Genomic DNA, 26,490 nt, shown 5'->3' on the forward strand with positions numbered 1-26,490 from the left:
GCCATTCGCGGGCACGCCCGCTCCCACAGGTCTGGCGCTGCACTTGAGGGCTGCACTATACCTGTGGGAGCGGGCGTGCCCGCGAATGGCCCTTGAACTGGACTAAAGCTTGGCGGCCACTTCGCGCCAGCACCCCTGCTCCAACCCATCCAGCGCCCAGTCGCCAATCCGCACCCGCACCAGGCGCAAGGTCGGCAACCCCACCGCCGCCGTCATCCGCCGCACCTGGCGGTTACGCCCTTCGCGAATCACCAGCTCCAGCCAGCTGGTCGGCACGCTCTTGCGAAAACGCACCGGCGGGTTGCGCGGCCACAGCGCCGGCTCGTCCAGGCGCCGCGCCTCGGCCGGCAAGGTCGGCCCATCGTTCAGTTCCACGCCATCGCGCAAGCGCCGCAACTGCTCCTCGCTCGGCTCCCCCTCCACCTGAACCCAGTAAGTCTTGGCCAGCTTGTGCTTCGGGTCGGCAATGCGCGCCTGCAGGCCGCCATCGTTGGTCAGCAGCAACAGGCCTTCACTGTCGCGGTCCAACCGCCCGGCCGGGTACACACCGGGGATGTCGATGTAGTCCTTGAGCGTCGCGCGCCCGTCGCCGTCGCTGAACTGGGTCAGCACGTCGAACGGTTTGTTGAACAGGATCAGGCGCGGCTCGGCCGGTGGTGCCTTGGGCTGGCGACGCGGGCCGGTGGCAGGCCGCGCCTGGGGGCGGCGCGGCTTGGAACGGGGTGGCAGTGACATGGATCCTCAGCGGAACGGCGGCTCATCAAAGCTGCGCAGTTTACGCGAGTGCAGCGAGTTGAGCTCGGTGCGCAGCAGGTCGAGGGCGGCAATGCCGATCTTCAGATGCTGGCTGACCGCCCGGTTATAGAAGGCGTTGGCCGAACCCGGCAGCTTGATCTCGCTGTGCAGCGGTTTGTCGGATACACACAGCAAGGTGCCGTACGGCACGCGCAAGCGGTAACCCTGGGCGGCAATGGTACCGCTTTCCATGTCCACCGCCACGGCACGCGACAGGTTGATCAGCGGCCGCTCCTGGGCCCAGCGGAGCTCCCAGTTGCGGTCGTCGTAGGTCAGCACGGTGCCGGTGCGCAGGCGCTTTTTCAGCTGTTCGCCACGCTCGCCGGTGACCTGCGCGGCGGCTTCCTGCAAGGCCAGCTGCACTTCGGCCAGCGCCGGAATCGGGATGTTCGGCGGCACCACCCGGTCGAGAATACCGTCACGGCGCATGTAGGCGTGTGCCAGCACATAATCGCCGATGGTCTGTGACTGCCGCAGGCCGCCGCAGTGGCCGATCATCAGCCAGCAGTGCGGGCGCAGCACGGCCAGGTGGTCGGTGATGTTCTTGGCATTGGACGGGCCGACGCCGATGTTGACCAGCGTGACGCCGTCGCCATCAGCGGCGATCAGGTGATAAGCCGGCATCTGGTAGCGGTGCCAGACCACGCTTGCCACCAGGGCCTGGGTTTCACCGTGGTCCATGCCCTTTTCGATCACCACGTTGCCCGGCAGCACCATGCGCACGAAGCGTGGGTCGTCACGCAACTGGTCGAGGCCGTGGCTGATGAACTGGTCGACATAGCGGTGATAGTTGGTCAACAGGATCCATGGCTGCACATGGCGCCAGTCGCTGCCGGTGTAGTGCACCAGACGGCGCAGCGAGAAGTCGACCCGCGCGGCATCGAACAGCGCCAGCGGCAGAGTCTCGGCACTGCCCCAGTCATACAGGCCGTCGGCGATGTTGTCGGTCGCAGCCGACAGGTCGGTGCTGGGGAACACCCGCGCCAGCTGCGCGGCGGTGATGCCGCTGCCGGCCAGTTCGTCGCCCTGGTCGACCACGTAGGGGTAAGGGATGTTCTGTTCACTGACGCCGACCTCTACCGTGACGGTGTAGTCGTGCATCAGCGGGCGCAGTTGCTCCAGCAGGTAGCCACGAAAAGCAGCAGGCTGGGTGATGGTGACGCTGTAGGTACCTGCCACCTGAACCTTGGCGTAGGCCCGCGTGGTGGCGGCGACTTCACCATGGCTGTAATAGGTCAGGCGCAGCGCCGGGTAGCGGAACAGGTCGCGCTCTTCGGCGCCCGGCTCGGTACGGTCCTTCAGGTAACGCTTGAGGGCCTGGCTAAGGGCCCCGGTGGCCTGGTCATGCAGGGCCGCCAGACGGTCGACGGCCTGTTCGGGGGTATCAACGACTACAAAAGCTTGGCTCACACTGTGCTTCCTGTCTGGACATGCATGTGAACCATCTTGCCTGCCTTCTTGGCTAAATACACCCCCATTGATCGGTGTTAATCAGCAGGCCAGCGCTGGTCCCTGTAGGAGCGGCCTTGTGTCGGCGTCGCCCTGGCCACCAATGCCTCCACATCCACACCCCGCGGCAACGCCCCATACACGCGCCCGCCCCCCGTCAAGCGGCTGTCGATAAACGCATCACTGACCACCGCATTGCCCGCCTCCAGCAATAGTTTGGCCTGCAGCGCCAGGGCAATATCCTCGGTCAGCTGCCGCGCGCGGTACTGCATGTCGCCAGTGTCGGCAAACGCCCCCTTGAGGTTGCCGATGTGCGCCGCCAGGCGCGGGTCCCCGTGCCCATCGCCCAGCTCGGCAAACAGCGCATCGAGCACCCCCGGCTCCTTGGACAAGGCCCGCAGCACGTCCAGGCACTGCACATTGCCCGAACCTTCCCAGGTCGAGTTGACCGGCGCTTCGCGGTACAGCCGTGGCAGGATGCTGTCTTCCACATAACCTGCCCCGCCCAGGCACTCGGCGGCCTCGTTGATCATGGCCGGGGCGCGCTTGCAGATCCAGTACTTGCCCACCGCCGTGACCAGCCGGGCGAAATGCGCCTGCTGCGGGTCTTCCAGCTGCTCCAGCGCCTGCCCCATGCGCAGGCTCAGGGCCAGCGCGGCCTCGCTTTCCAACGCCAGGTCGGCCAGCACGTTCTGCATCAACGGCTGCTCGCTCAGCAGCCGCCCGCCGACCTTGCGGTGCGCGCAATGGTGGGTCGCCTGGGTCAGCGCCTGGCGCATCAGGGCGCTGGAGCCGACCATGCAGTCGAAGCGCGTCATGGCCACCATTTCGATGATGGTCGGCACGCCCCGCCCTTCTTCCCCGACCATCCATGCCAGGGCACCGCGGAATTCCACCTCGCTGGAGGCGTTGGAACTGTTGCCCAGCTTGTTCTTCAGGCGCTGGATATAGAACTGGTTGCGGCTGTCGTCGGGGCGGTGACGCGGCAGCAGGAAGCAGCTCAGGCCTTTTTCGGTCTGGGCCAGGGTCAGAAAAGCATCGCACATGGGCGCCGAGCAGAACCACTTATGCCCGACCAGTTCGTAGGGCTGCCCCGGGCCCGCGGCGCCGACTGGATAAGCCCGGGTAGTGTTGGCCCGTACATCGGTGCCGCCCTGCTTCTCGGTCATGGCCATGCCCAGGGTGACCCCGGCCTTGTGGCGGTCGCCGACGTTACGCGGGTCGTACTCGCAGGCAAGGATTTTCGGCAGCCAGTATTCGGCCAGTTCGGGTTGCAGCCGCAGCGCTGGCACAGCGGCGAAGGTCATGGTCAGCGGGCAGCCGGTACCGGCCTCGGCCTGGCTGTGCAGATAGGTCATCGAAGCCCGCGCCACATGGGCGCCTGGGCGGGGTTCGGCCCATGGCAGCGACGGCAGGCCGTGCTCGACGGCGGTGCGCATCAGTTCGTGGTAGGCGGGGTGGAACTCGACCAGGTCGATGCGATGGCCGTAGCGGTCGTGGCTGCTGAACTCCGGCTTGTGCGCATTGGCCAGGAAGCCCGCCTGCATCAGCGGGCCACCGGCCAGGGCACCGTAGGCATCGATCCGCGATTCGGCCCAACCCGCACCGAAACGCCGCGACCATTCCTGTAGCGGAATGTCGAGGCGGTAAAGGTTGGCACCGTCGAGGGGCGGTGGCTGGTTGGTGACTTCGTGGGTTTCAGCGTACTGGTGCAGGTTCATCGGGGGCTCCTGGATCCGGGTAGCTTGAGAGCCCCAGTGAAGCACTCCCCGTGGGTCAGTCAAAGTGACATTAATGACTAAACATGTGGTGGGGGGCGCATATGTTGAGGATGCAGCGGGGATGAGAGGTGTTTGCCACAACCAAATGCCATGCCTTCACAGCGACTGCCGCGCCTGCAGTATGTGCGGGCTCATCTGCACCTGCGCTATAGCCATGTTCAAACTCAACTCGAACCGGCTCCCCAACCCACGCGTCGACTCATGCGACAACCGTGCCCCCAGCAATTCCCCCATCTGCCGGCAGATCGACAAACCAATCCCCAGCCCGCCATAACGCCGGGTCATCGAGCCATCGACCTGGAAGAAGCGCTGGTACAGGGTCGCCTGATCGAGGTCATCGAAGCCGATACCGCTGTCGCTGACCATGAAGGTCAGCGCCAGGTCGTCCGGCCCCACCCGGCGCCCGCGCACCTGGATCATCACCCCGCCCTGGTGGGTGAACTTCAAACCGTTGTCCACCAGGCACCCCAGGCAGCGGGCCAGCTTCTGAGCATCGCCCTGCAACCCGTCCGGCACATCGGCCGGGATGTCCAGGCTCAGGTACAAGCCTTTGCCCAAAGCCTGCCCGGCATAACCGGCACGCACGCCCTGCAGCAGGTCACGCAGGCTGAATGGCGCCGGCTGCGCGCGCAGGCGGCCGGCCTGTAGTTCGGAAAGGGTAAGTATGGCATCGACCATATCCATCATGCCCTGGGCCGAGCCCACCGCCGTGCGGTGATACTGGGCCATCTCGGCCTCCATCGGCAGGGTGTGCATCAGCTCCAGCGAGCCGATCACACCATTCATCGGCGTGCGCAGCTCATGGGTCACGCTGGCCAGGAATTCGTCTTTCAGCCGGTTGCTCCTGGCCAGTTGCAGGTTCAGTTGTTCCAGTGTGCGCCCGGTGTCACGCAAGGTCTGCGCCTGCTGCTCGCGCAGGCTGTTGATGCGGTCGGCCAGCGCCAGCGACAGCAAGGCCACCTCAAGCGCCGACCCCAGCTGGCTGGCATACATGGTGATGAACACGTTCGGCAGGTAGCCCAGCACCATCAGGGTGTTGACCAGGCCTCCGAGCAGGAACGCCGTCCAGGCGATGATGAACCAGCGTGCCACGCGCAAGCCTCGCCACCAGGCGTACAGCCCGGCAGCGAAGATGCTCACGGTAAACAGCAACGCCAGCATAGTGGCCATGCGCAGGGCGACGCCGTAGGGCATGCTCACCGCCAGCACCATGACCAGCGCGCCACCCAGCATCAGCAGCTGCAGCAGCCGGTCGAAACCACGGCTGATGCTGCCCAGTTGCAGGAAGTGCCGGGCGAACTGGCAGCCGAACAGGCCAGCTGCCCCGATGAACAACGGCGTCGAAGCATTCGCCCACCACGGGCTGTCCGGCCAGAAGTAGGCCACACCAGCACCATTCACCGACACCTGGTAAAAGCCGAACGAGGCGATATAGAGGATGTAGTAGAGGTAGCTGACGTCGCGCACGCTGAGGTAGATGAACAGGTTGTACACCAGCATCACCAGCAACACGCCGTAGATCATCCCCAGCACATACAGGCGCGTGGGCTGCTCCTCCATGTAGGCCTGGGCAGACCAAAGCGCCAGCGGCGCCTGCACCGAGCCCTGGCTGTGCAGGCGCAGGTAGGCGGTGGTCACCTGGCCAGGCTGCAGCTGCAGTTCGAACAGGTAGTTGTTCTGCAGTATTTGACGGCTGTGGTAGGGCAAGGCGTCGCCGGTGCGCCGGGCCAGGCGGTAACTGCCGCTGCCGTCGGGCAGGTAGAGCTCGAGGTGATCCAGCGGCGGGTAGGCCAACTCCAGCAGCCATTGCCGTGGGGCGGCGCCAGGCGCGGCTACAGGGCGCAGTTCGACCTTGAGCCAGAACACCGAGGTGGAATAACCGGCGTTCAACACGTCTTTGTGGTGGGGGCGAAAATGCTTGGCGAAATCAGGGGCACTGACCTGGGTGATGCTGGCACTGCCATCGGGGTCTTCATAAACCTGCATGGCCTTGCCCAGCGGAAGATGCCGGGTAGCTGCGTCGAAATCGACTGCCCCGGCCAGCACGGGCAGCAAGCCCAGAAGCACAATCAGCAAATAGCGCATACAGCCCCAGCATGGCCTGTCCAGTCGAGTCGCGGTTGCCTCCCATCCGTTTGAGACGACACGATCCGGCAGAACCCGTTTGTAGAGTTATCCGAGCACTCTAGCATAGCTTCGCAAGCTGGCAATCGACCATATCCAATCACAAAGAAAAGGCTCTAAATCAATACTTTCAGAAATTAAACCGGTAAAAATCTGACCTTATGATCAACAAAACTCATTTGTAGGACGATCCGCCCAAACAGGATTGGTGGTAAGCTCGCCGACCATGAATACCTACAGCTCCCGCCCCGTTGTCCTCTGTCTCTCCGGCCACGACCCCAGTGGCGGCGCCGGCCTGCAGGCAGATATCGAAGCCCTGATCGCCCAAGGCTGTCACGCCGCACCCGCAGTGACCGCCCTGACCGTGCAGGATACCGTCAACGTTTCCGACTTCCGCGTGCTCGACCGCGAGTGGGTGCTGGCCCAGGCCAACGCCGTGCTGGCCGACTCCTCGGTGGCCGCCGTCAAACTCGGCATGCTCGGTTCGATCGAAATGGTCGACACCGTCGCCGAACTGCTGGCGGCCCACCCGCATCTGCCGCTGGTCTGCGACCCAGTGCTGCGTGCCGGTGGTGGTGGTCGCCTGGGCAAGGACGAAGTGGGCTACGCCCTGCGCGAACGCCTACTGCCGCTGGCGACCATCGCCACGCCGAACCTGCCCGAAGCCCGCATCCTTGCCGAACTGCCCGAAGGCACCGCCGACGAGTGTGCCGAGAAACTGTTGCCGTTCTGTAGACACCTGCTGATTACCGGCGGTCACGGCGACGAAGACGAAATTCACAACCGCCTTTACAGCCGTGCCGGCCAGCACCACACCTGGACCTGCCAGCGCCTGCCGGGCAGCTACCACGGTTCGGGCTGCACCCTGGCCAGTGCCCTGGCCGGCCGCCTGGCCCTTGGCGAGCAGCTGGAAAGCGCCGTCCGCAGCGCCCTGGACTACACCTGGCGCACCCTGCGTGACGCCGAACAGCTGGGCAAGGGCCAGTTCGTGCCGCGCCGCCTGCCGCTGGATTTCTGCTCCTGACACGAGGCCTCCAATGAAGCTACGCGGTCTGTACGCCATCACCGACAGCCAGCTGCTCGCTGGCCGTTTCCTGTCCCATGTCGAGGCGGCACTGGAAGGCGGCGTATGCCTGCTGCAGTACCGCGACAAAAGTGACGACGCGGCACGCCGCCTGCGCGAAGCTGAAGGGCTGATGCAGCTCTGCGAGCGCTACGGCACTCAGCTGATCATCAACGACGACGCCGAACTGGCCGCGCGCCTGGGCGTCGGCGTGCACCTGGGCCAGACCGACGGCCCGCTGACCCCGGCCCGCGCATTGCTCGGACGCCAGGCAATCATCGGCTCCACCTGCCACGCCAGCCTCGAGCTGGCCGCGCAGGCTGCCAGCGAAGGCGCCAGCTACGTGGCCTTTGGCCGCTTCTTCAATTCTGTCACCAAGCCGGGTGCACCCGCTGCCAACATCGAATTGCTGGAGCAGGCCCGCGCCCAGGTGAAACTGCCGATCGCGGTGATCGGCGGCATTACCCTCGACAACGCCGCCCCGCTGGTCGCCCATGGCGCCGACTTGCTGGCGGTGATCCACGGCCTGTTCGGTGCCGACAGCGCTCAGGAAGTCACCCGCCGCGCCCGCGCCTTCAACGCCTTGTTCGCATCCTGATTCGAGAGAACCCCCATGTCCCGTTCCGAAGCCCTGTTCGCCCAAGCCCAGAAGCACATCCCCGGTGGCGTCAACTCGCCGGTCCGCGCTTTCAAGAGCGTTGGCGGCACGCCGCTGTTCTTCAAGCATGCCGAAGGCGCCTACGTCGTTGACGAGGATGACAAGCGCTACGTCGACTACGTCGGCTCCTGGGGCCCGATGATCCTCGGCCACGGCCACCCGGAGGTACTGGACTCGGTACGCAGGCAGCTGGAGCACGGCCTGTCCTATGGCGCCCCGACCGCCATGGAAACCGAGATGGCCGACCTGGTCTGCTCGCTGGTGCCATCCATGGAGATGGTGCGCATGGTCAGCTCGGGCACCGAAGCCACCATGAGCGCCATCCGCCTGGCCCGTGGCTACACCGGCCGTGACGCCATCATCAAGTTCGAAGGCTGCTACCACGGCCACTCCGACAGCCTGCTGGTAAAAGCAGGCTCCGGCCTGCTGACCCAGGGTGTGCCGAGCTCGGCGGGCGTGCCGGCGGACTTCGCCAAACACACCCTGACCCTGCCGTTCAACGACATCGCCGCCGTCGAGAAGACCCTGGCCGAAGTCGGCCAGACCGTAGCCTGCATCATCGTCGAGCCGGTAGCCGGCAACATGAACTGCGTACCGCCGGCGCCAGGCTTCCTCGAAGGCCTGCGCGAGCAGTGCGACAAGCACGGCGTGGTGTTGATCTTCGACGAAGTGATGACCGGTTTCCGCGTTTCGCTCGGCGGCGCCCAGGGCCACTACGGCATCAAGCCGGACCTGTCGACCTTCGGCAAGATCGTCGGCGGCGGCATGCCGGTCGGCTGCTTCGGCGGCAAGCGTGAAATCATGGGCTGCATCGCCCCGCTCGGCCCGGTCTACCAGGCCGGTACCCTATCGGGTAACCCGCTGGCCATGGCCGCCGGCCTGACCACCCTGAAGCTGATCAGCCGCCCGGGCTTCCACGCCGAGCTGACCGACTACACCAGCCGCATGCTCGACGGCCTGCAACAGCGCGCCGATGCCGCTGGCGTGCCGTTCGTCACCACCCAGGCCGGTGCCATGTTCGGCCTGTACTTCAGCGGCGCCGACGACATCGTCACCTTCGAAGACGTGATGGCCAGCGATGCCGAGCGCTTCAAGCGCTTCTTCCACCTGATGCTCGATGGTGGCGTGTACCTGGCGCCGAGCGCGTTCGAGGCCGGCTTCACCTCCATCGCCCATGGCGACAAGGAGCTGCAGATCACCTTGGATGCGGCTGAAAAGGCTTTTGCAGCCCTGAAATAGCGCGCAGCACCGCGCTTTTGTGGGAGCGGCCTTGTGTCGCGAAAGGGCCGCAAAGCGGCCCCAGCACTTCAGCGGTAATGCACAGATTGCTGGGGCTGCTTCGCAGCCCTTTCGCGACACAAGGCCGCTCCCACAGAGGCCGGCACAGGCAACAAATACCCATGCACAATCAGCTGACTTCCCCAACCAAGCAGAAATTCGAGTAAAACTTTGTAAGGTTGGCGCTGCTTATCCCATAATGTGCCACCAGAGACATTGGCCGCAGCTTTGCAGAGGTAAGTCGATCCCCATGAACCGCACCGGCCGCGCCCTGACCCTGGGCTGCCTGTTGCTTCTTCAGCCCCTGCTGGCCCTGGCGGAGGGCGGTAACTCGTTGCTCATTCCGGCGACGGGCCGCTGCACCTTGAATGTCCAGCCTGAAGACCTGGCAAACGCCCTCAAGGCTTGTGAGCAGACGGCAACGGCGGGGGATGCCCAGGCGCAATTCGAGCTGGGCGAGTACTACTACACGCAAACGCCGAAAAACCTGGGCAAAGCCCTGAACTGGTTCGAAAAGGCCTCGCTGCAAGGCCATGCCGAGGCCCAGTACCGCCTGGGCGCCATGTTCTTCCGTGGCGAAGGGGTCAAGGCCAACAATGTGCAGGCCTACATACTGCTGAAGATGGCCGCGGTCAACGGCGCCGAGGATGCGCTGGACATGGCCGACGAAGTGACCGAGCAAATGCCCCGCGACGAGCTGGAGCATGCCACCCAGGTGCTCGGCCAGATCTTCCGCAAGTACCTGCTGGAACTGCAGAACGCCGAAGGGCGCACGCCGTTCTCGCCACTCCCATGAGGGTTACTTTTCCGGCATCGGCATGGGGAACGGCATCACGTTGCCGCCGCCCTTGGCTTCACTGATCTTAGCCGTGCCCAGTCGCTCCACCTCGTCGATGCGCACGATCGAGTGCATCGGCACGAAGCTGCGGATCACCCCATCGAACTGGCTCTTGAGCTTCTCCTCGCTCGGGTCCACCACCAGCTGCGAACGCTCGCCGAACACGAACTCCTCGATTTCCAGGAACCCCCACAGGTCGCTCTGGTAGATCTGCTTGGCATACATCTCGAAGACCTGCCCCTGGTTGAGGAAGATCACTTTATAGATGGCAGGTTCGCGTTTGCTCATGTTCGTCGGGATAACACATGCGTAAGAAAAGGCGGGCATCATACCTGTTCCGGCCCCTTCGCGGGCAAGCCCGCTCCCACAGGTATTGCGCCCACCTTCGAAGCGGTGCGGTACCTGTGGGAGCGGGCGTGCCCGCGAAGAGGCCAGAACAAGCCACCCATCCCATTGAACGTTTCAGTGCTTTCGCCACTGCCATTCAAGGGTTATTCTTGAGTTCACATCCATTGCCGTCGAGCGGCTAAAAACGACCTTGAACGCACCCATACAACCCCATCGCTTCATCCTCGAACCCTTCGAGGCCCACCGTTTCGCCAACTTGTGCGGCCAGTTCGACGAGCACCTGCGCCTGATCGAACAGCGCCTGGCCATCGAGATCCGCAACCGCGGCAATCAGTTCGAACTGATCGGCGAACCCAAGACCACCTCCGCTGCCGAACAACTGCTGCGCCGTCTCTACCGCGAGACAAAGGCCAGCGACCTGTCGCCGGAAACCGTGCATCTGTACCTGCAGGAATCGACCGTCGAGAACATCGACAACCCGGCCGTCAACGAGGTCAGCGTGTCGCTGCGCACGCGCAAGGGCAACATCCGCCCGCGCGGGGTCAACCAGCAACGCTACGTCAAGGAAATCCTGGCCAACGACATCAACTTCGGCATCGGCCCGGCCGGTACCGGCAAGACCTACCTGGCCGTGGCCTGCGCCGTGGACGCGCTGGAACGCGAACAGGTGCGCCGGATCCTGCTGGTGCGACCTGCGGTAGAGGCGGGCGAAAAGCTCGGCTTCCTGCCCGGCGACCTGGCCCAGAAGATCGACCCGTACCTGCGCCCGCTGTACGACGCCCTGTACGAAATGCTCGGCTTCGAACATGTGGCCAAGCTGATCGAGCGCCAGGTGATCGAGATCGCGCCGCTGGCCTACATGCGTGGCCGCACCCTGAACAACAGCTTCATCATCCTCGACGAGAGCCAGAACACCACGCTGGAACAGATGAAGATGTTCCTTACCCGTATCGGCTTTGGCTCCACCGCGGTCATCACCGGTGACATCACCCAGGTCGACCTGCCCCGCGGCACCAAGTCAGGCCTGGCGCACGTCATCGAGGTGCTGAAGGACGTTCCGGGGATCAGTTTCACCCACTTCCAACCCAAAGATGTGGTTCGTCACCCACTGGTGCAGCGCATTGTCGAGGCCTACGACCGCTTCGATGCCCGCCAGGCCAAGCCCGAGGCGCCCGGCAAAGATGCTTGAACTCGATATTCAACGGGCCACGGATGCTGCCGCCCCGGATGACACCGCCTTTCGCCGCTGGTGCGAACTGGCCCTGCGCCAGCGCAGCGCCGATTCGGAAATGACCATTCGCCTGGTCGACGAAGCCGAAGGCCGCGAGCTGAACCACACCTACCGGCACAAGGACTACGCGACCAATGTGCTGTCGTTCCCGGCCGACGTCCCCGACGACCTGCTCGATATCCCGTTGCTGGGCGACCTGGTGATCTGCGTGCCAGTGGTCGAGCGCGAAGCCGCCGATCAAGGCAAGTCGCTGGAAGCGCACTGGGCACACCTGGTCATACACGGTTGCCTGCACCTGCTCGGCTACGACCACATCGAGGATGAGGAAGCCGAGGAAATGGAAGGCCTGGAACGGGAATTGCTGGCAGAACTGGGTCATCCAGACCCGTACGCCGACGATGAAACCGACACCATCACACACTGAAACACGAAGGATCACGAGAACCGCCATGAGCGAAGATCGATCGAGCAACGGGCAGAAGTCCTGGCTGGGTAAACTGACCCAGGCTTTTGCCCATGAGCCGAAAAACCGCCAGCAACTCCTTGAACTGCTGCGCGAAGCCCATCAGAACAAACTGCTGGACAGCGAAGCGCTGACCATCGTCGAAGGCGCCATCCAGGTGGCCGACCTGCAGGTTCGCGACATCATGGTGCCGCGTTCGCAGATGATCAGCATCAAGGCCAGCCAGTCGCCCCGCGAGTTCCTGCCGGCGGTGATCGACGCCGCGCACTCGCGCTACCCGGTGATCGGCGAAAGCCACGACGATGTGCTCGGGATCCTGCTCGCCAAGGACCTGCTGCCGCTGATCCTCAAGGAGAATGGCGACAGCTTCAACATCAAGGACCTGCTGCGCCCGGCCACTTTCGTGCCCGAGTCCAAGCGCCTGAACGTGCTGCTGCGCGAGTTCCGCGCCAACCATAACCACATGGCCATCGTCATCGACGAGTACGGCGGCGTGGCCGGCCTGGTCACCATCGAGGACGTGCTGGAGCAGATCGTCGGCGACATCGAGGACGAGCACGACGTCGAGGAAGACAGCTACATCAAACCGCTGCCCAGCGGCGACTTCCTGGTCAAGGCGCTTACCCCGATCGAAAACTTCAACGAGTTCTTCGACAGCGAATTCTCCGATGACGAGTTCGACACCGTCGGCGGCCTGGTAATGAGCGCCTTCGGTCACCTGCCCAAGCGCAACGAGACCACCGAGATCGGCCCTTACAAGTTCCGTATTCTCAATGCCGACAGCCGGCGGATACACTTGCTGCGCCTGACACCGATCACCCGTTAAGGACAAACATGCGTTGGATCACCCGCCCCGGCTGGCCCGGTAACCTGCTGGCCCTGGCGGCCGGTGCCTCCACCCTCCTGGCCCTGGCGCCTTTCGACATCTGGCCCTTGGCCGTGTTGTCCATCGCCCTGCTCTACCTCGGCCTGCGCGAGCTCAGCCCGCGCCAGGCCATGTGGCGCGGCTGGTGGTTCGGCTTCGGCCTGTACGGTGCCGGTACCTGGTGGATCTACGTCAGCATGAACACCTACGGCGGCGCCTCGCCGCTGCTGGCGATCCTGCTGCTGCTGGCGTTCTTCGCCGCCCTGGCCTGGTTCTTCGCCCTGCCCACCTGGCTGTGGGCACGCTGGCTGCGCCGCACCGAAGCACCACTGGCCGACGCCTTGTGCTTTGCCGCCCTGTGGCTGCTGCAAGAGGCCTTCCGCGGCTGGTTCCTGACCGGCTTCCCCTGGCTCTACGCCGGCTACAGCCAACTGGACGGCCCGCTGGCCGGCCTGGCACCGCTGGGTGGCGTGTGGCTGATTTCCTTCGCACTGGCCCTGACCGCTGCCCTGTTGTGCAACGTGCACCGCCTGCGCGCCCGCCCCTCGTTCCTCGCGGTGGGCTGCCTGCTGTTGCTGGCCCCGTGGGTGCTGGGCCTGGCGCTCAAGGGCCATGCCTGGACCAAGCCGGCGGGCGACCCACTGAAAGTGGCGGCCATCCAGGGCAACGTCGAGCAGGACCTGAAATGGGACCCGGCGCACATCGATGCGCAACTGGCGCTGTACCGTGACCTGAGCTTCAGCTCCAGGCCGGTAGACCTGCTGGTGTGGCCGGAAACCGCGGTCCCGGTGCTCAAGGACCAGGCCCAAGGCTATATCGACGTGATGGGCCGGTTTGCCGCCGAGCGGCATTCGGCGCTGATTACCGGCGTGCCGGTGCGTGAAGTGGTGCATCACCAGCGCCGCTACTACAACGGCATCACCGTCACTGGTGAAGGCGATGGCACCTACCTCAAGCAGAAGCTGGTGCCTTTTGGCGAGTATGTGCCGCTGCAGGACATGCTGCGTGGCCTGATCGAGTTCTTCAACCTGCCCATGTCGGACTTCGCCCGCGGGCCGGAAGACCAGCCGCTGCTGCAGGCCAAGGGCTACCAGATTGCGCCGTACATCTGCTACGAAGTGGTCTACCCCGAATTCGCCGCTGGCCTGGCGGCCCGCAGCGACCTGCTGCTGACCATCAGCAACGACACCTGGTTCGGTACCTCGATCGGCCCGTTGCAGCACCTGCAGATGGCACAGATGCGCGCGCTGGAAGCCGGGCGCTGGATGATCCGCGCCACCAACAATGGCGTGACCGCGCTGATCGACCCGTTTGGCCGCATTACCACGCAGGTACCGCAGTTCCAGCAGGCGGTGCTGTATGGCGAGGTGGTGCCGATGCAGAAGCTGACGCCGTACCTGCAATGGCGGTCGTGGCCGCTGGCGATAGTCTGTGCATTGCTGCTGGGTTGGGCGTTGCTGGCTGGGCGAATAGCCAAGACTGTCTGATGATGTCGCCTGTACCGGCCTCTTCATTGAGCAACTGCCCGCTCTGCCACATCGCCCGGCTCTCCGGCAGCAACCCGCCGAACGGCCGCGCATGATCGCGCCCGAGGAACCCGACTGGCGCCGGCACCACCTCGAACCCCGCCTGCTCGAAGCTCCAGCGCGAGCGCTGCATGTGCCAGGCCTGGGTCACCACGACCACCCGGCGAATCCCCAACGGCTGCAGCACCTTGGCCGTCAGCCGGGCATTTTCCCAGGTCGTGCGGCTGCCCTCCTCTCGCCATTTCACCTCGACACCGAAATCTTCACGCAGGCGATCAGCCATCAACTGCGCCTCGCTCGGCGGCGAGCCATAGTGCAACCCGCCACTGGTCAACACCGGCAAGCCCGAAGCCTTGGCCAGCCGTGCGGCAAAGCGCATGCGCTCCAGCGCCGTGGCTGTGGGCTGGTCGCCACCACCCCAGGCCGGGTCACCCCGCTCACGCCCCGCGCCCAGCACCACAATGGCATCTGCCCGGCTTGCCAGGCCTGTCCAATCGCTTACCGCCAGTGGCGCTTCTGTCTCGAGCACACGAGCGGTTTCCTGCACCACCAGCGGCAGGCTCATCAGCCACAGGCCACCAAGGCCCAGGGCAAAGCACAGCGCTGCCAGCCGGGGCCGACGGCGGCGCAGCCACCACGCCACAAGCAGCAGCAGGAACAGGACGCCTGGCGGCATCAGCCATTGTTTGACGAAGAATCGGATCGACATTGGCCACACCTCCTTGGCAGGCGTGCAGCCTAGAAGGATCGACGCCGGTCAACAAGGGTGTGGCCGGCGCCGATCGTGAGCTGTGCAAAATTTAAGAACCGGCGCGCGATAGCCTGCGCCTGGCGTCCTGAACGGCTAGCGATGCGGCAGCGTCCTGGATCTCGCCGTGCTGGCGGGGCGTTTCTTGTCCTTGAGCCAGATGATCTTGGCCGATGTCGGCTCCGCTTGTGGGTAACTGCCGACACAGGCATTGTGGCGCTCCGGGAGGGAATCCAGGTAGGCCTTGATCAGTTCGAACTCTGCGTGGCTCAGGCCACGCAACTCCAGCTCGGCTGGCATTTCGTCGCGCAATCGCACCGAGGTCCTGGCCACTTCCAGCGCCAGGCCAAGCCGGTCGATCAGGCGTTCGTATAGCTCCGGTCTGATTGCGGGTAGCTGCGTCTCTCCCATCCGTTCACCTCATTGAAGATAAGAATATCTCCCCCCACACCTGAGCTTAGCGTCGTTGAAAAAAGCAGCCGTGTGCCGCGACCAGCGGGCATTCGCAACGAAGGTTTCCCACGATGCGCGGCGCTGCTGTATGCTACGGCGTTCACTCTAAACGACACCGGAGTGCCGGACGCAGCGAGGTTCCGCTGCCTGGAACAAGGTCTCTTCCCTCTCAGCAAAAAGTAGCCATGCACGAACAATACACGCCCCGTGATATCGAAGCCGCCGCCCAGAAGTTCTGGGACGAGCAACAATCGTTCGCTGTTACCGAACAGCCAGGCAAGGACACCTACTACTGCCTGTCGATGTTCCCGTACCCGAGCGGCAAGCTACACATGGGCCACGTGCGCAACTACACCATCGGTGACGTGATTGCCCGCTACCAGCGCATGCTGGGCAAGAACGTCCTGCAGCCGATGGGCTGGGACGCATTCGGTATGCCCGCGGAAAACGCGGCGATGAAGAACAACGTCGCCCCGGCCAAGTGGACGTACGAAAACATCGACTACATGAAGACCCAGCTCAAGAGCCTGGGCCTGGCCATCGACTGGGCACGTGAAGTCACCACCTGCAAGCCCGACTACTACCGTTGGGAGCAGTGGCTGTTCACCCGCCTGTTCGAGAAAGGCATCATCTACCGCAAGAACGGTACCGTGAACTGGGACCCGGCGGACCAGACCGTACTGGCCAACGAGCAGGTCATCGACGGCCGTGGCTGGCGTTCGGGCGCGCTGATCGAGAAGCGCGAAATCCCGATGTACTATTTCCGCATCACCGACTACGCCGACGAGCTGCTGGAAAGCCTGGACGAGCTGCCGGGCTGGCCTGAGCAGGTCAAGACCATGCAGCGCAACTGGATCGGCAAGTCGCGCGGCATGGAAGTGCAGTTCCCGTACGACTTGGCCAGCATCGGCCACGAAGGCACCCTCAAGGTCTTCACCACCCGTCCCGACACGTTGATGGGCGCCACCTACGTCGCCGTCGCCGCCGAACACCCGCTGGCCACCCAGGCCGCCCAGGGCAACCCGGCGCTGCAGGCGTTCATCGACGAGTGCAAGAGCGGCAGCGTTGCCGAAGCCGACATGGCCACCCAGGAGAAGAAGGGCATGGCCACTTCCCTGCTGGTCGAGCACCCGCTGACCGGCGAGAAGCTGCCGGTATGGGTCGCCAACTACGTGCTGATGCACTACGGCGATGGCGCCGTCATGGCCGTGCCGGCCCACGACGAGCGCGACTTCGAGTTCGCCCACAAGTACAACCTGCCGGTCAAGGCGGTGGTGCGCACCAGCGCTGGCGATGAAGTCGGCAACGAGTGGCTGGCCGCCTATGGCGAGCACGGCCAGCTGATCAACTCCGGCGAATTCGACGGCCTGGACTTCGCCGGTGCCTTCGACGCCATCGAAGCCGCCCTGATCCGCAAGGAGCTGGGCAAATCGCGTACCCAGTTCCGCCTGCGTGACTGGGGTATCAGCCGCCAGCGCTACTGGGGCTGCCCGATCCCGATCATCCACTGCCCGTCCTGCGGCGACGTACCGGTGCCGGAAGACCAGCTGCCGGTCACCCTGCCAGAGAACGTGGTGCCGGACGGTGCCGGTTCGCCGCTGGCGCGCATGCCTGAATTCTACGAGTGCAGCTGCCCGAAATGCGGCACCGCGGCCAAGCGCGAAACCGACACCATGGACACCTTCGTCGAGTCGTCCTGGTACTTCGCCCGCTACGCCTCGCCGAACTACGAAGGTGGCATGGTCGACCCGAAAGCGGCCAACCACTGGCTGCCGGTCGACCAGTACATCGGCGGTATCGAGCACGCCATCCTGCACCTGCTGTACGCGCGCTTCTTCCACAAGCTGATGCGTGACGAGGGCCTGGTCACCTCGAACGAGCCGTTCAAGAACCTGCTGACCCAGGGCATGGTGGTCGCCGAAACCTACTACCGTGTGGCCAGCAACGGCGGCAAGGACTGGTTCAACCCGGCCGATGTCGAAGTCGAGCGCGATGCCAAGGCCAAGATCATTGGCGCCCGCCTGAAGACCGATGGCCTGCCGGTGGAAATCGGTGGCACCGAGAAGATGTCGAAGTCGAAGAACAACGGCGTCGACCCGCAATCGATGATCGACCAGTACGGCGCCGACACCTGCCGCCTGTTCATGATGTTCGCCTCGCCGCCCGACATGAGCCTGGAGTGGTCCGACTCCGGCGTCGAGGGCGCCAGCCGCTTCCTGCGCCGCGTCTGGCGCCTGGCCCAGGCCCATGTAGCCCAGGGCCTGCCGGGCAAGCTGGATGTCGCCGCCCTGGACGACGCGCAAAAGGTCATCCGCCGCGCCATCCACACCGCCATCAAGCAAGCCAGCACCGACGTGGGCCAGTTCCACAAGTTCAACACCGCTATCGCCCAGGTGATGACCGTGATGAACGTGCTGGAAAAGGCCCCGCAAGCCACTGAACAGGACCGTGCCCTGCTGCAGGAAGGCCTGGAGGCCGTCACCCTGCTGCTGGCGCCGATCACCCCGCACATCTCCCACGAGCTGTGGCAACAGCTGGGCCACCAGCAGGCCGTCATCGACGCCAGCTGGCCAGCCGTCGACGAGGCAGCCCTGGTACAGGACACCGTCACCCTGGTGGTGCAGGTCAACGGCAAGCTGCGTGGCCAGGTCGAAATGCCGGCCGCCGCCAGCCGCGAAGAAATCGAAGCCGCGGCGCGCAGCAACGAGAACGTCCTGCGCTTCATCGATGGCCTGACCATCCGCAAGGTCATCGTGGTTCCGGGCAAGCTGGTCAACATCGTCGCCAACTGATGGCAACGCCCGCCCGCAGGCACTGCGGGCGGGCGAACAGGCCCACAAGGGAGCAACAACATGATCAAACGCAATTTGCTGGTAATTGGCCTGGCGGTCATGCTCAGCGCCTGCGGTTTCCAGCTGCGTGGCACCGGCTCCACCGAACTGAGCGTGAAGGAAATGGACGTCAGCGCACGCAACGCCTACGGCCCGACTGTGGTCCAGCTGCGTGAAGTACTGCAGCGTAGCGGCGTCAACGTGCACGCTGGTGCACCGTACCGCCTGGTGCTGACCAACGAGCAGGAGCGCGAGCGCTCGGCGACCTACAACAGTGGCAACCGTACCGCCGAGTACGAGCTGACCACCGTGCTGAACTACAGCATCCAGGGCCTGAACAACCTGGAGCTGATGAGCGACAAGCTGGAAGTGCGCAAGATCTACTTGCGTGACGGCTCGAACATCACCGGCTCCGAGCAGGAAGCCATCCGCGCCCGCGAAGAAATGCGTCGCGACCTGGTCAACGCCATGGTCGTTCGCCTGCAGTTGCTGACCCCGTCCCAGCTGGACGAGCTGCAGCGTCAAGCCGACGAACGTGCCAAGGCCGAAGCCGCTGCGCTGGAGGCCGCTCGCCGCCAGCAGGCCGAAACGCCTCAGCAGTCGCCACTGGAAGTACCGGGCAACTAAGCCCGAGCGGGGTACCTTCGGGTACCCCACCTGTTTCCCATGAAGCTCGCTCCCGCCCAACTCAACAAGCACCTGCAAGGCGCCCTGGCACCGGTCTACGTAGTCAGCGGCGACGACCCGCTGCTGTGCCAGGAAGCCGCCGACGCCATCCGCAACGCCGCGCGCCAGCAGGGCTTCGACGAACGCCAGGTCTTCAGTGCCGACGCCAACTTCGACTGGGGCACCCTGCTCCAGGCTGGCGCCAGCCTGTCCCTGTTCGCCCAGCGCCGCCTGCTGGAATTGCGCCTGCCCTCGGGCAAGCCTGGTGACAAGGGCGCTGCTGCGCTGATGGAATACTGCGCCAACCCTGCCGAAGACACCTTGCTGCTGGTCAGCCTGCCCAAGCTCGACGGCAGCGCGCAGAAGACCAAGTGGGGCAAGGCGCTGATCGAAGGTGCCCACTGCCAGTTCATCCAGATCTGGCCGGTGGATGTGCACCAGCTGCCGCAGTGGATCAACCAGCGCCTGCAGCAGGCCGGCCTGTCGGCACAGCGTGACGCCGTCGACCTGATTGCCGCGCGCGTGGAAGGCAACCTGCTGGCGGCCGCACAGGAAATCGAAAAGCTCAAACTGCTTGCCGAGGGCAACCAGATCACCGTGGAGACCGTGCAGGCCGCCGTCGCCGACAGCGCCCGCTTCGATGTCTTCGGCCTGGTCGATGCCATTCTCAACGGCGAAGCTGCGCATGCCTTGCGTATGCTCGAAGGCTTGCGCGGTGAAGGCGTGGAGCCACCAGTGATTCTCTGGGCCCTGGCCCGAGAGCTGCGCCAACTGGCGGGGCTGGCCCAGCAGTTCAGCCAGGGTGTACCGCTGGACAAGGCCTTCAGCCAGGCCCGCCCACCGGTCTGGGACAAACGCCGGCCACTGGTCAGCAAGGCCCTGCAGCGCCTGTCGGCGCAGCGCTGGGCGCAGTTGCTGCAAGATGCCCAGCGTATCGATGCACAGATCAAGGGCCAGGCCGAGGGCTCGCCGTGGACTGGTCTGGCCCGCTTGTCGCTGCTGATGGCCGGCCAGCGCCTCACACTCCCTCCCGAGTAACTGGGGCCGCTGTGGGAGCGGGCATGCCTGCGAATCAGGCGACGCGGTGGATGGCACCGGCTTCGCCGGTGTTCGCGGGCACGCCCGATCCCACAGGGCTGCAATGCCCCCCAACATCTCGACCATATACACAATCAATTGGCCCCACCCTGCCCCAAGCCCTACAGTGCGCCGCGAAACCCACCCAACCCGGGAACCCCGCCATGAGCAAAAAGCCGAAAAAGCACGGCCCCAACAAGGCCAAGTCGATCATCGCCCAACCGCTGTTCCGCTGCCGCCAGGAACAGCCGAACAAGGGCAAAGGCAGCTACCGCCGCGAAGCCTTCCAATCGAGAGATTGGGAGGCTTCCTACTTTTTGGCTGCATGAAAGCATCGAGAGCGCAGGCATGATATGGTCGTCACCTGACCTGCAATTCTGGATCTGTGAATGCTCCTCAGTCTTCTCCCCCGCTGGAAAACCCGCCAGCTGATCGCGGCCTCCAGTTTCATCCTGCTCGTGGCCTGCGCAGAAAAGCCCACCGCCGCAGATGCCTTGCCGCTGGCCCCCGCCCAGCCCACCCCTGTGGTGACCCTGCCCGGCACGACGCCCGACACCAGCACTGAAATCCAGCCTCTGCAAACCTTCGCGCAATGGCAAGCAGGCTTTCGCCAGCAAGCCCTGCAAGCCGGCATTTCGCAGGATACGTTCGACCGCGCCTTCCTCGGCGTCACCCCCGACATGGACGTGATCAAGGCCGATCGCAGCCAGCCGGAGTTCACCCGCCCCGTATGGGAATACCTCGAAGGCGCCCTGTCGCCTCTGCGCGTGCGCAACGGCAAGAAGCTGCTGGAGCAGAACGCCGAACTGCTGACCCGCATCGAGCAAAGCTATGGTGTCGATCGCCAGGTGCTGGTCGCGGTATGGGGCATGGAAAGCAACTTCGGCCAGTTTCAGGGCAACAAGTCGGTGATCCGCTCGCTGGCTACCCTGGCCTATGAGGGCCGACGCCCGCAGTTCGCCCAGGACCAGCTGATCGCCGCGCTGCAGATCATTCAGCACGGCGACATCCAGCCTGAGGCCATGCGTGGCTCGTGGGCCGGTGCCATGGGCCAGACCCAGTTCATCCCGACCACCTACAACACCCATGCCGTGGACTTCGACGGCGATGGCCGCCGCGACATCTGGAACAGCACGGCAGACGCCTTGGCCTCGACCGCGCACTATCTGCAGAGTTCGGGCTGGAAGCGTGGCCAGCCGTGGGGCTTCGAGGTACAGGTGCCGCCTGGCTTCGATTACTGGCAGGCCGATGGCGCCCTGCGCAAGCCGGTGAGCGAGTGGCTGGCGATGGGCGTGAAACTGCCTGCCGGTACCCAGCTGCCGGTGGCTAGCAACCAGCTGTCTGCGGCACTGCTGCTGCCCGCGGGCGCGCGTGGCCCGGCGTTCCTGGTGCTGGACAACTTCCGCGCCATCCTCAAGTACAACAATTCGTCGTCCTACGCGCTGGCAGTAAGCCTGCTGGGTGATCGCTTCACGGGCTGGGGCTTCATTGCCGGCAGCTGGCCGAAAGAAGACCTGCCCCTCAGCCGCAGCGAGCGCATGGAGCTGCAGAACCTGCTGAACAGCAATGGGCACGAAGCCGGCAATGCCGATGGCATCATTGGCGCCAATACCCGCAAGGCGATCCGCAATGCCCAGCAGGGGCTGGGGTGGCCGGCGGATGGGTATCCGACCCACAAGCTGCTCGAGAGCCTGCGTCAGCAGTGAGCATTTTGGGGCCGCTGCGCGGCCCATCGCGACACTAGGCCGCTCCTACAAGCGATCGCGAACCATCGGGGTAACGCGGTCTCCTGTAGGAGCGGCCTTGTGTCGCGATGGGCTGCAAAGCAGCCCCGGCAATCTCAAGCCTTGAACAAATCCTGCTCCAACACCAATGTCTGCCTCCCGCTATCCAGCATTACCCGAGCCCCCAACGGCAAGCACACATTCGGGTCACAATGCCCACTGCGCCATCCGGCCAGCACCGGCACACCCAGCGGCGCGAAGATATCCTTCAGCAGGGGCGTCAACGCCGCAGTGGTAATCCCGGCAAAGTCCCCCACCAGCACACCCTTCACCCCCTCCAGCTTGCCCGCCAGGCGCAGTTGGGTCAGCAAGCGATCCACCCGGTACAGCGGCTCGTTGACGTCCTCGATGAACAGGATGCAGCCCTGCGTATCCAGCTCGGCAATCGTTCCCAGGGTCGCGCCCAGCATCGACAGGTTGCCGCCCAGCAGCGGCCCGCCGGCCACCCCATGCAGCACGCTGCTCAATGCGAAGTCAGCAGGGTGCACGATCTGCTCCCCTGCCCGCACATGCCCACCCAGCTGCGCCAGCAACGAAGTCTCGGTTGGCGGCAACTTGGCCCCCAGCAGGTCGGCATTGAGCATCCCGCCATGGAAGGTGAGCAGCCCGGTATGCCGGTAGATCGCCGTGTGCAGCGCGGTTATGTCGCTGTAACCGATCAGTGGCTTGGGGTTGCGCCGGATCAGTTCGAAATCGAGCTGGTCGAGCAGGCGCATGCTGCCGTACCCCCCACGCATGCACAGAATGGCGTCGATGGCCGGGTCGGCAAAGGCATCATGCAGGTCCTGTAACCGCTGCCGGTCCGGCCCCGCCAGATAGCCCTGGGCCTGAAGGGCACCCGGGTAGATGCGGCAACTGTAGCCTCTATCAACGAACCACTGGTTGACCTTGTGCGTATCCAGCCGCGCCGCGCCCGCCGGGGCGACAATGGCAAAACAGGCATCACGCGGCAGCGCGGCTGGCAGGCTGGGTTGGAAGGTTTCGGCGCAATTCATCGCGGCTCCTTGCAGCGCGTGTGGCACAAACAAAAATGCCGATGCGGCCCTTCGGCGCGCATCGGCATGCGTGGCTCTGTGCTTGGCTCAGAGCTTGATCTTGGCTTCGTGAGCCTGCTGGTCAGCGTGGTACGAAGAACGCACCAGCGGGCCGGAAGCGACGTTCTTGAAGCCCATCTTGTAACCTTCCTCGGCGAACCAGGCGAAGGTGTCCGGGTGGACGAAACGCTGCACCGGCAGGTGGCTGCGCGACGGTTGCAGGTACTGGCCGAGGGTGAGCATGTCGATGTCATGCTCGCGCATACGGTGCATCACTTCGATCACTTCCTCGTCGGTCTCGCCCAGGCCGAGCATCAGGCCCGACTTGGTCGGTACGTGCGGCACCAACTGCTTGAACTTCTGCAGCAGGTCCAGCGACCAGTCGTAGTCCGAACCCGGGCGCGCGGCCTTGTACAGGCGCGGTACGGTCTCGAGGTTATGGTTGAACACATCCGGCGGCTCTTGCGCGGTGATCTCCAGGGCAATATCCATGCGCCCACGGTAGTCCGGCACCAGGGTTTCCAGCTGTACGCCCGGCGACAGCGCACGGATTTCGCGGATGCAGTCGGCAAAGTGCTGGGCACCACCGTCACGCAGGTCGTCGCGGTCCACCGAGGTGATCACCACGTACTTCAGGCGCAGGTCGGCGATGGCGATGGCCAGGTTCTTCGGCTCGTCCAGGTCCAGCGGTTTCGGCCGGCCGTGGCCAACGTCGCAGAACGGGCAACGACGGGTGCAGATGTCACCCATGATCATGAAGGTGGCGGTACCACCGGAGAAGCACTCGCCCAGGTTCGGGCAGGATGCCTCTTCGCATACGCTGTGCAGCTTGTGCTTGCGCAGCAGCTGCTTGATGCGGTCTACCTCGGGCGACACCGGGATACGCACGCGGATCCAGTCGGGCTTCTTCGGCAGCTCTTCGGTGGGGATGATCTTCACCGGAATGCGCGCCACCTTTTCGGCACCACGCAGCTTGACCCCGGCTTCCACCTTCTTCGGCGCTGGGCGCGGGGTGGCATCCTGGGTAGGTGTCAGGTTCGGCACGGCTTCTTGCACAGTTGTCATATTCAGTCGATTCCGCCCGTGAGGGTCGTCTGCTCAGCGTAGTCGAGGTGCTTGACCAGCTGTCCGCGCAGCCTTGTCCTGACCTCGTCGAGTTCGATCGGGCCTGCCAGGTCGCGCAGCTGGGTCATCGCCAGCCCCGCATAGCCGCAGGGGTTGATTCGGCGGAATGGCGCGAGGTCCATGTCCACGTTCAGGGCAAGGCCGTGGAACGAACGGCCGTTGCGGATTCGCAGGCCGAGGGAGGCGATTTTCGCTCCGTCGACATAGACGCCCGGGGCATCGGGCTTGGCCGCGGCCTGGACATCGTAACTGGCGAGCAGGTCGATGAGGGTCTGCTCGATACGGCTGACCAGCTCACGCACGCCAAAGCCCAGCCGGCGCACATCCAGCAGCAGGTAGGCCACCAGCTGCCCGGGGCCATGGTAGGTCACCTGGCCACCGCGATCGGTCTGCACTACCGGGATGTCGCCCGGCACCAGCAGGTGCTCGGCCTTGCCGGCCTGGCCCTGGGTGAAGACCGCGGGGTGCTCGACCAGCCAGACTTCATCCTGGCTGTCCGGGCTGCGCTGCTCGGTGAAGCGACGCATGGCCTCCAGCACCGGTTCGTAGGGCTGCAGGCCAAGCTCGCGAAAACCGAGGCAGGCGGACATCAGAGCACCATTTTCACGATGCCGGTAGCGCGCAGGGCGCTGTTGATATCGTGCAGCTGGTTCTCGCTTTCGGCAACGATGTGCAATTGCACGGTGGTGTACTTGCCTTCCTTGCTCTGGCGCTCGGCCAGGGTGGAAAGGTCGACCTTCGCGTGCTTGCTCAGGATCTCTATCACCGTGTCCTTGAAGCCGACAACGGTGTCACCGATGACCTTGATCGGGTAATCGTCGCAGGGGAATTCGATCTTGTGCGACTTGACGTCTGGTTCGCTCATGGCGGAAACGGCCTCGTAAGCCGTGGCAACAACAACGCCCCCGCTGGATACGCGGGGGCATGCAGGTCACGTATCAGTTGAACAACCCGTAGAAGAATAGACGGATGCTATCCCACATACGGCGGAAGAAACCACCTTCCTCGACGCCATCGAGGGCGATCAGGTCGGCGCTGTGAACCACTTTCTCGTCCAGTTTGACTTCCACTTTGCCGATCACGTCACCTTTGGCGATTGGCGCGGTGAGCTGCGGGTTCATGGTCATCGAAGCCTGCAGGCGCTTCAATTGGCCTTTAGGCATAGTCAGGGTCAGGTCGTTGGCCAGGCCAGCTTTCACTTCGCCAGTCGCGCCCTTCCAGACCGGCGACTTGGTCAGCTCGGTACCCTTCTGGTAGAAGGTCTGGGTTTCGAAGAAGCGGAAGCCATAGGTCAGCAGCTTCTGGGTCTCGGCAGCACGCGACTGCTCGCTGTTGGTGCCGAAGACCACGGCGATCAGGCGCTGGCCATCGCGAACGGCCGAAGCCACCATGCAGTAGCCGGCTTCGTCGGTGTGGCCGGTCTTCAGGCCGTCGACAGTCTTGTCACGCCACAGCAGCAGGTTGCGGTTTGGCTGCTTGATGTTGTTCCAGAAGAACTCTTTCTGCGAGTAGATGGCGTAGTGGGCCGGGTCGACGTTGATGATCGCACGGGCCAGGGTAGCCATATCGTGGGCCGACGAGTAATGGTCCGGGTGCGGCAGGCCGGTCGGGTTCATGAAGTGGCTGTTGGCCATTCCCAGGTCGGCAGCGGTCTTGTTCATCATGTCGGCGAAGGCGTCTTCGCTGCCGGCGATGTGCTCGGCCAGGGCGACCGAGGCGTCATTGCCGGACTGGATGATGATGCCGTGCAGCAGGTCGCTGACGGTCACCTGGCTGCCCACCTTGATGAACATGCGCGAACCGCCGGTCCGCCAGGCGTTTTCGCTGACGGTAACCGGGTCGTTTTCACCGATCTGGCCGCGACGGATGTCCAGGGTGGCGATGTAGGCCGTCATCAGCTTGGTCAGGCTGGCAGGCGGCAGGCGCTCGTCACCGTTGTTCTCGACCAGCACGTTGCCGCTGGACGCATCCATGAGTACGTAGGACTTGGCTGCCAGTTGCGGTGGCGCCGGCGTCATCTGCTCAGCCGCGAAGGCGGCAGGCGTGATCATCAGCAGTACGGGCAGGCAAAGTCGTTTGGCAAGGTTGGTGATGTTCATCCGTCTCTCGAAAATCGCTAATGGTCTGATGTTCCCTGGGCAAGATCATGTGCCCAGCGCCAGTCAGTCTAGTTTTTGCGGCCGTAGGCCTGGCTCGCAATGTGCGGCTTTATGTCGCTGCGGGCAAAAGCCGACATTGTACATGCCCGCGCCCGTCAATTCATGACAAAACCGACAGTTTGGTGTTGCCTTCTTCGCGGGCGCGCCCGCTCCCACAGGGTTTCGCATGCCCTGTGGGAGCGGGCGTGCCCGCG

General features: G+C 64.3%; 24 protein-coding genes and 1 pseudogene. 13 read left to right on the forward strand and 12 right to left on the reverse strand.

Going from position 1 to position 26,490, the window contains the following annotated elements; genetic code table 11:
• Window positions 1-102 precede the first annotated feature (102 nt).
• The 4 genes from ACLCGK_RS14110 to ACLCGK_RS14125 all read right to left on the reverse strand — a co-directional run bounded on the left by ACLCGK_RS14110 (window position 103) and on the right by ACLCGK_RS14125 (window position 6,110).
• Window positions 103-735: a pseudouridine synthase gene (locus tag ACLCGK_RS14110; RefSeq protein ID WP_013974332.1), complete on the reverse strand. Its 633-nt coding sequence runs from the start codon at window positions 733-735 to the stop codon at window positions 103-105.
• A 6-nt stretch (window positions 736-741) separates the two neighbouring features.
• Complete coding sequence (amn, locus tag ACLCGK_RS14115; RefSeq protein ID WP_015271928.1) at window positions 742-2,205, reverse strand: AMP nucleosidase; 1,464 nt, start codon at window positions 2,203-2,205, stop codon at window positions 742-744.
• A 77-nt stretch (window positions 2,206-2,282) separates the two neighbouring features.
• Window positions 2,283-3,965 (reverse strand): acyl-CoA dehydrogenase family protein, encoded by a 1,683-nt coding sequence (locus tag ACLCGK_RS14120; RefSeq protein WP_410952215.1) that lies wholly within the window; start codon window positions 3,963-3,965, stop codon window positions 2,283-2,285.
• A gap of 156 nt (window positions 3,966-4,121) precedes the next feature.
• Window positions 4,122-6,110 carry a sensor histidine kinase gene (locus ACLCGK_RS14125; RefSeq protein WP_410952216.1) on the reverse strand — a complete coding sequence of 663 codons (1,989 nt, stop codon included), beginning with the start codon at window positions 6,108-6,110 and terminating at the stop codon, window positions 4,122-4,124.
• A 265-nt stretch (window positions 6,111-6,375) separates the two neighbouring features.
• On the opposite strand from ACLCGK_RS14125, the gene ACLCGK_RS14130 reads away from it, so the two are divergent.
• The 4 genes from ACLCGK_RS14130 (at window position 6,376) to ACLCGK_RS14145 (ending at window position 9,944) form a co-directional block, all read left to right on the forward strand.
• On the forward strand, window positions 6,376-7,173 hold the full coding sequence (locus ACLCGK_RS14130; protein WP_410952217.1) for a hydroxymethylpyrimidine/phosphomethylpyrimidine kinase: 798 nt from the start codon (window positions 6,376-6,378) through the stop codon (window positions 7,171-7,173).
• A gap of 13 nt (window positions 7,174-7,186) precedes the next feature.
• Entirely contained in the window at window positions 7,187-7,810 is a 624-nt protein-coding gene (thiE, locus tag ACLCGK_RS14135) for a thiamine phosphate synthase (RefSeq protein WP_003257589.1), read from the forward strand.
• A 15-nt stretch (window positions 7,811-7,825) separates the two neighbouring features.
• Window positions 7,826-9,109 carry a glutamate-1-semialdehyde 2,1-aminomutase gene (hemL, locus tag ACLCGK_RS14140; protein WP_013974339.1) on the forward strand — a complete coding sequence of 428 codons (1,284 nt, stop codon included), beginning with the start codon at window positions 7,826-7,828 and terminating at the stop codon, window positions 9,107-9,109.
• A gap of 289 nt (window positions 9,110-9,398) precedes the next feature.
• Window positions 9,399-9,944 carry a tetratricopeptide repeat protein gene (locus ACLCGK_RS14145; RefSeq protein ID WP_003257587.1) on the forward strand — a complete coding sequence of 182 codons (546 nt, stop codon included), beginning with the start codon at window positions 9,399-9,401 and terminating at the stop codon, window positions 9,942-9,944.
• A gap of 3 nt (window positions 9,945-9,947) precedes the next feature.
• Here the strand turns inward: ACLCGK_RS14145 and ACLCGK_RS14150 are convergent, their stop codons facing one another.
• Window positions 9,948-10,274: a DUF1820 family protein gene (locus tag ACLCGK_RS14150; protein WP_013974341.1), complete on the reverse strand. Its 327-nt coding sequence runs from the start codon at window positions 10,272-10,274 to the stop codon at window positions 9,948-9,950.
• A 250-nt stretch (window positions 10,275-10,524) separates the two neighbouring features.
• Between ACLCGK_RS14150 and ACLCGK_RS14155 the strand changes: the two genes are divergently transcribed.
• Genes ACLCGK_RS14155 through lnt form a run of 4 tightly spaced genes read left to right on the forward strand, consistent with a single transcriptional unit; the run spans window position 10,525 to window position 14,380 of the window.
• Window positions 10,525-11,523 carry a PhoH family protein gene (locus ACLCGK_RS14155; RefSeq protein WP_013974342.1) on the forward strand — a complete coding sequence of 333 codons (999 nt, stop codon included), beginning with the start codon at window positions 10,525-10,527 and terminating at the stop codon, window positions 11,521-11,523.
• Entirely contained in the window at window positions 11,516-11,989 is a 474-nt protein-coding gene (gene ybeY / locus ACLCGK_RS14160) for an rRNA maturation RNase YbeY (RefSeq protein ID WP_013974343.1), read from the forward strand. The genes ACLCGK_RS14155 and ybeY overlap by 8 nt, the downstream gene beginning before the upstream one ends.
• Window positions 11,990-12,014: 25 nt before the next feature.
• Window positions 12,015-12,854 carry an HlyC/CorC family transporter gene (locus ACLCGK_RS14165; RefSeq protein ID WP_003257584.1) on the forward strand — a complete coding sequence of 280 codons (840 nt, stop codon included), beginning with the start codon at window positions 12,015-12,017 and terminating at the stop codon, window positions 12,852-12,854.
• 8 nt (window positions 12,855-12,862) lie between these two features.
• Window positions 12,863-14,380, forward strand: coding sequence for an apolipoprotein N-acyltransferase (gene lnt, locus ACLCGK_RS14170; protein WP_013974344.1), 1,518 nt, complete (start codon window positions 12,863-12,865; stop codon window positions 14,378-14,380).
• Window positions 14,381-14,393: 13 nt separating this feature from the next.
• Here lnt and ACLCGK_RS14175 read toward each other — a convergent pair.
• Together ACLCGK_RS14175 and ACLCGK_RS14180 are read right to left on the reverse strand one after the other, a co-directional pair.
• Window positions 14,394-15,128 (reverse strand): annotated as a pseudogene (locus tag ACLCGK_RS14175) (YdcF family protein); the annotation flags it as partial.
• 135 nt (window positions 15,129-15,263) lie between these two features.
• Complete coding sequence (locus ACLCGK_RS14180) at window positions 15,264-15,578, reverse strand: hypothetical protein (RefSeq protein WP_003257582.1); 315 nt, start codon at window positions 15,576-15,578, stop codon at window positions 15,264-15,266.
• 227 nt (window positions 15,579-15,805) lie between these two features.
• Here ACLCGK_RS14180 and leuS point away from each other — a divergent pair, with 227 nt between their 5' ends.
• The 5 genes from leuS to ACLCGK_RS14205 all read left to right on the forward strand — a co-directional run bounded on the left by leuS (window position 15,806) and on the right by ACLCGK_RS14205 (window position 21,900).
• Window positions 15,806-18,412, forward strand: a complete 2,607-nt coding sequence (gene leuS, locus ACLCGK_RS14185; RefSeq protein WP_410952218.1) for a leucine--tRNA ligase — start codon at window positions 15,806-15,808, stop codon at window positions 18,410-18,412.
• Between the two features lie 60 nt (window positions 18,413-18,472).
• Window positions 18,473-19,078, forward strand: a complete 606-nt coding sequence (gene lptE, locus ACLCGK_RS14190) for an LPS assembly lipoprotein LptE (protein WP_397460248.1) — start codon at window positions 18,473-18,475, stop codon at window positions 19,076-19,078.
• A gap of 39 nt (window positions 19,079-19,117) precedes the next feature.
• Complete coding sequence (holA, locus tag ACLCGK_RS14195) at window positions 19,118-20,155, forward strand: DNA polymerase III subunit delta (protein WP_039613557.1); 1,038 nt, start codon at window positions 19,118-19,120, stop codon at window positions 20,153-20,155.
• Between the two features lie 203 nt (window positions 20,156-20,358).
• Window positions 20,359-20,523, forward strand: a complete 165-nt coding sequence (gene arfA / locus ACLCGK_RS14200; RefSeq protein ID WP_003257578.1) for an alternative ribosome rescue factor ArfA — start codon at window positions 20,359-20,361, stop codon at window positions 20,521-20,523.
• Between the two features lie 60 nt (window positions 20,524-20,583).
• On the forward strand, window positions 20,584-21,900 hold the full coding sequence (locus tag ACLCGK_RS14205; protein ID WP_410952219.1) for a lytic murein transglycosylase: 1,317 nt from the start codon (window positions 20,584-20,586) through the stop codon (window positions 21,898-21,900).
• A 134-nt stretch (window positions 21,901-22,034) separates the two neighbouring features.
• Here the strand turns inward: ACLCGK_RS14205 and ACLCGK_RS14210 are convergent, their stop codons facing one another.
• The 5 genes from ACLCGK_RS14210 to ACLCGK_RS14230 all read right to left on the reverse strand — a co-directional run bounded on the left by ACLCGK_RS14210 (window position 22,035) and on the right by ACLCGK_RS14230 (window position 26,236).
• Window positions 22,035-22,973, reverse strand: coding sequence for an LD-carboxypeptidase (locus ACLCGK_RS14210; RefSeq protein ID WP_410952220.1), 939 nt, complete (start codon window positions 22,971-22,973; stop codon window positions 22,035-22,037).
• Window positions 22,974-23,060: 87 nt separating this feature from the next.
• Complete coding sequence (gene lipA, locus ACLCGK_RS14215) at window positions 23,061-24,077, reverse strand: lipoyl synthase (protein ID WP_023662353.1); 1,017 nt, start codon at window positions 24,075-24,077, stop codon at window positions 23,061-23,063.
• Window positions 24,078-24,079: 2 nt separating this feature from the next.
• On the reverse strand, window positions 24,080-24,727 hold the full coding sequence (gene lipB / locus ACLCGK_RS14220; protein ID WP_013974352.1) for a lipoyl(octanoyl) transferase LipB: 648 nt from the start codon (window positions 24,725-24,727) through the stop codon (window positions 24,080-24,082).
• Entirely contained in the window at window positions 24,727-25,002 is a 276-nt protein-coding gene (locus ACLCGK_RS14225) for a DUF493 domain-containing protein (RefSeq protein ID WP_003249736.1), read from the reverse strand. Before ACLCGK_RS14225 ends, lipB begins: the two co-directional genes overlap by 1 nt.
• A 73-nt stretch (window positions 25,003-25,075) precedes the next feature.
• On the reverse strand, window positions 25,076-26,236 hold the full coding sequence (locus tag ACLCGK_RS14230; RefSeq protein ID WP_013974353.1) for a D-alanyl-D-alanine carboxypeptidase family protein: 1,161 nt from the start codon (window positions 26,234-26,236) through the stop codon (window positions 25,076-25,078).
• Window positions 26,237-26,490 lie beyond the last annotated feature (254 nt).

It is taken from the genome of Pseudomonas sp. S1(2024) (genome assembly GCF_046557535.1).

What these genes read in the sequence shown, in the direction of transcription:
- lipB (WP_013974352.1), bottom strand. Translation starts at nt 24,727, where the DNA reads ATGTCCGCCTGCCTCGGTTTTCGCGAGCTTGGCCTGCAGCCCTACGAA.
- ACLCGK_RS14120 (WP_410952215.1), bottom strand. Translation starts at nt 3,965, where the DNA reads ATGAACCTGCACCAGTACGCTGAAACCCACGAAGTCACCAACCAGCCA.
- lipA (WP_023662353.1), bottom strand. Translation starts at nt 24,077, where the DNA reads ATGACAACTGTGCAAGAAGCCGTGCCGAACCTGACACCTACCCAGGAT.
- ACLCGK_RS14205 (WP_410952219.1), top strand. Translation starts at nt 20,584, where the DNA reads ATGCTCCTCAGTCTTCTCCCCCGCTGGAAAACCCGCCAGCTGATCGCG.
- ACLCGK_RS14150 (WP_013974341.1), bottom strand. Translation starts at nt 10,274, where the DNA reads ATGAGCAAACGCGAACCTGCCATCTATAAAGTGATCTTCCTCAACCAG.
- leuS (WP_410952218.1), top strand. Translation starts at nt 15,806, where the DNA reads ATGCACGAACAATACACGCCCCGTGATATCGAAGCCGCCGCCCAGAAG.
- ACLCGK_RS14125 (WP_410952216.1), bottom strand. Translation starts at nt 6,110, where the DNA reads ATGCGCTATTTGCTGATTGTGCTTCTGGGCTTGCTGCCCGTGCTGGCC.
- holA (WP_039613557.1), top strand. Translation starts at nt 19,118, where the DNA reads ATGAAGCTCGCTCCCGCCCAACTCAACAAGCACCTGCAAGGCGCCCTG.
- ACLCGK_RS14130 (WP_410952217.1), top strand. Translation starts at nt 6,376, where the DNA reads ATGAATACCTACAGCTCCCGCCCCGTTGTCCTCTGTCTCTCCGGCCAC.
- ACLCGK_RS14110 (WP_013974332.1), bottom strand. Translation starts at nt 735, where the DNA reads ATGTCACTGCCACCCCGTTCCAAGCCGCGCCGCCCCCAGGCGCGGCCT.
- ACLCGK_RS14225 (WP_003249736.1), bottom strand. Translation starts at nt 25,002, where the DNA reads ATGAGCGAACCAGACGTCAAGTCGCACAAGATCGAATTCCCCTGCGAC.
- ACLCGK_RS14180 (WP_003257582.1), bottom strand. Translation starts at nt 15,578, where the DNA reads ATGGGAGAGACGCAGCTACCCGCAATCAGACCGGAGCTATACGAACGC.
- thiE (WP_003257589.1), top strand. Translation starts at nt 7,187, where the DNA reads ATGAAGCTACGCGGTCTGTACGCCATCACCGACAGCCAGCTGCTCGCT.
- lptE (WP_397460248.1), top strand. Translation starts at nt 18,473, where the DNA reads ATGATCAAACGCAATTTGCTGGTAATTGGCCTGGCGGTCATGCTCAGC.
- hemL (WP_013974339.1), top strand. Translation starts at nt 7,826, where the DNA reads ATGTCCCGTTCCGAAGCCCTGTTCGCCCAAGCCCAGAAGCACATCCCC.
- ACLCGK_RS14145 (WP_003257587.1), top strand. Translation starts at nt 9,399, where the DNA reads ATGAACCGCACCGGCCGCGCCCTGACCCTGGGCTGCCTGTTGCTTCTT.
- ACLCGK_RS14210 (WP_410952220.1), bottom strand. Translation starts at nt 22,973, where the DNA reads ATGAATTGCGCCGAAACCTTCCAACCCAGCCTGCCAGCCGCGCTGCCG.
- arfA (WP_003257578.1), top strand. Translation starts at nt 20,359, where the DNA reads ATGAGCAAAAAGCCGAAAAAGCACGGCCCCAACAAGGCCAAGTCGATC.
- ybeY (WP_013974343.1), top strand. Translation starts at nt 11,516, where the DNA reads ATGCTTGAACTCGATATTCAACGGGCCACGGATGCTGCCGCCCCGGAT.
- ACLCGK_RS14165 (WP_003257584.1), top strand. Translation starts at nt 12,015, where the DNA reads ATGAGCGAAGATCGATCGAGCAACGGGCAGAAGTCCTGGCTGGGTAAA.
- ACLCGK_RS14230 (WP_013974353.1), bottom strand. Translation starts at nt 26,236, where the DNA reads ATGAACATCACCAACCTTGCCAAACGACTTTGCCTGCCCGTACTGCTG.
- lnt (WP_013974344.1), top strand. Translation starts at nt 12,863, where the DNA reads ATGCGTTGGATCACCCGCCCCGGCTGGCCCGGTAACCTGCTGGCCCTG.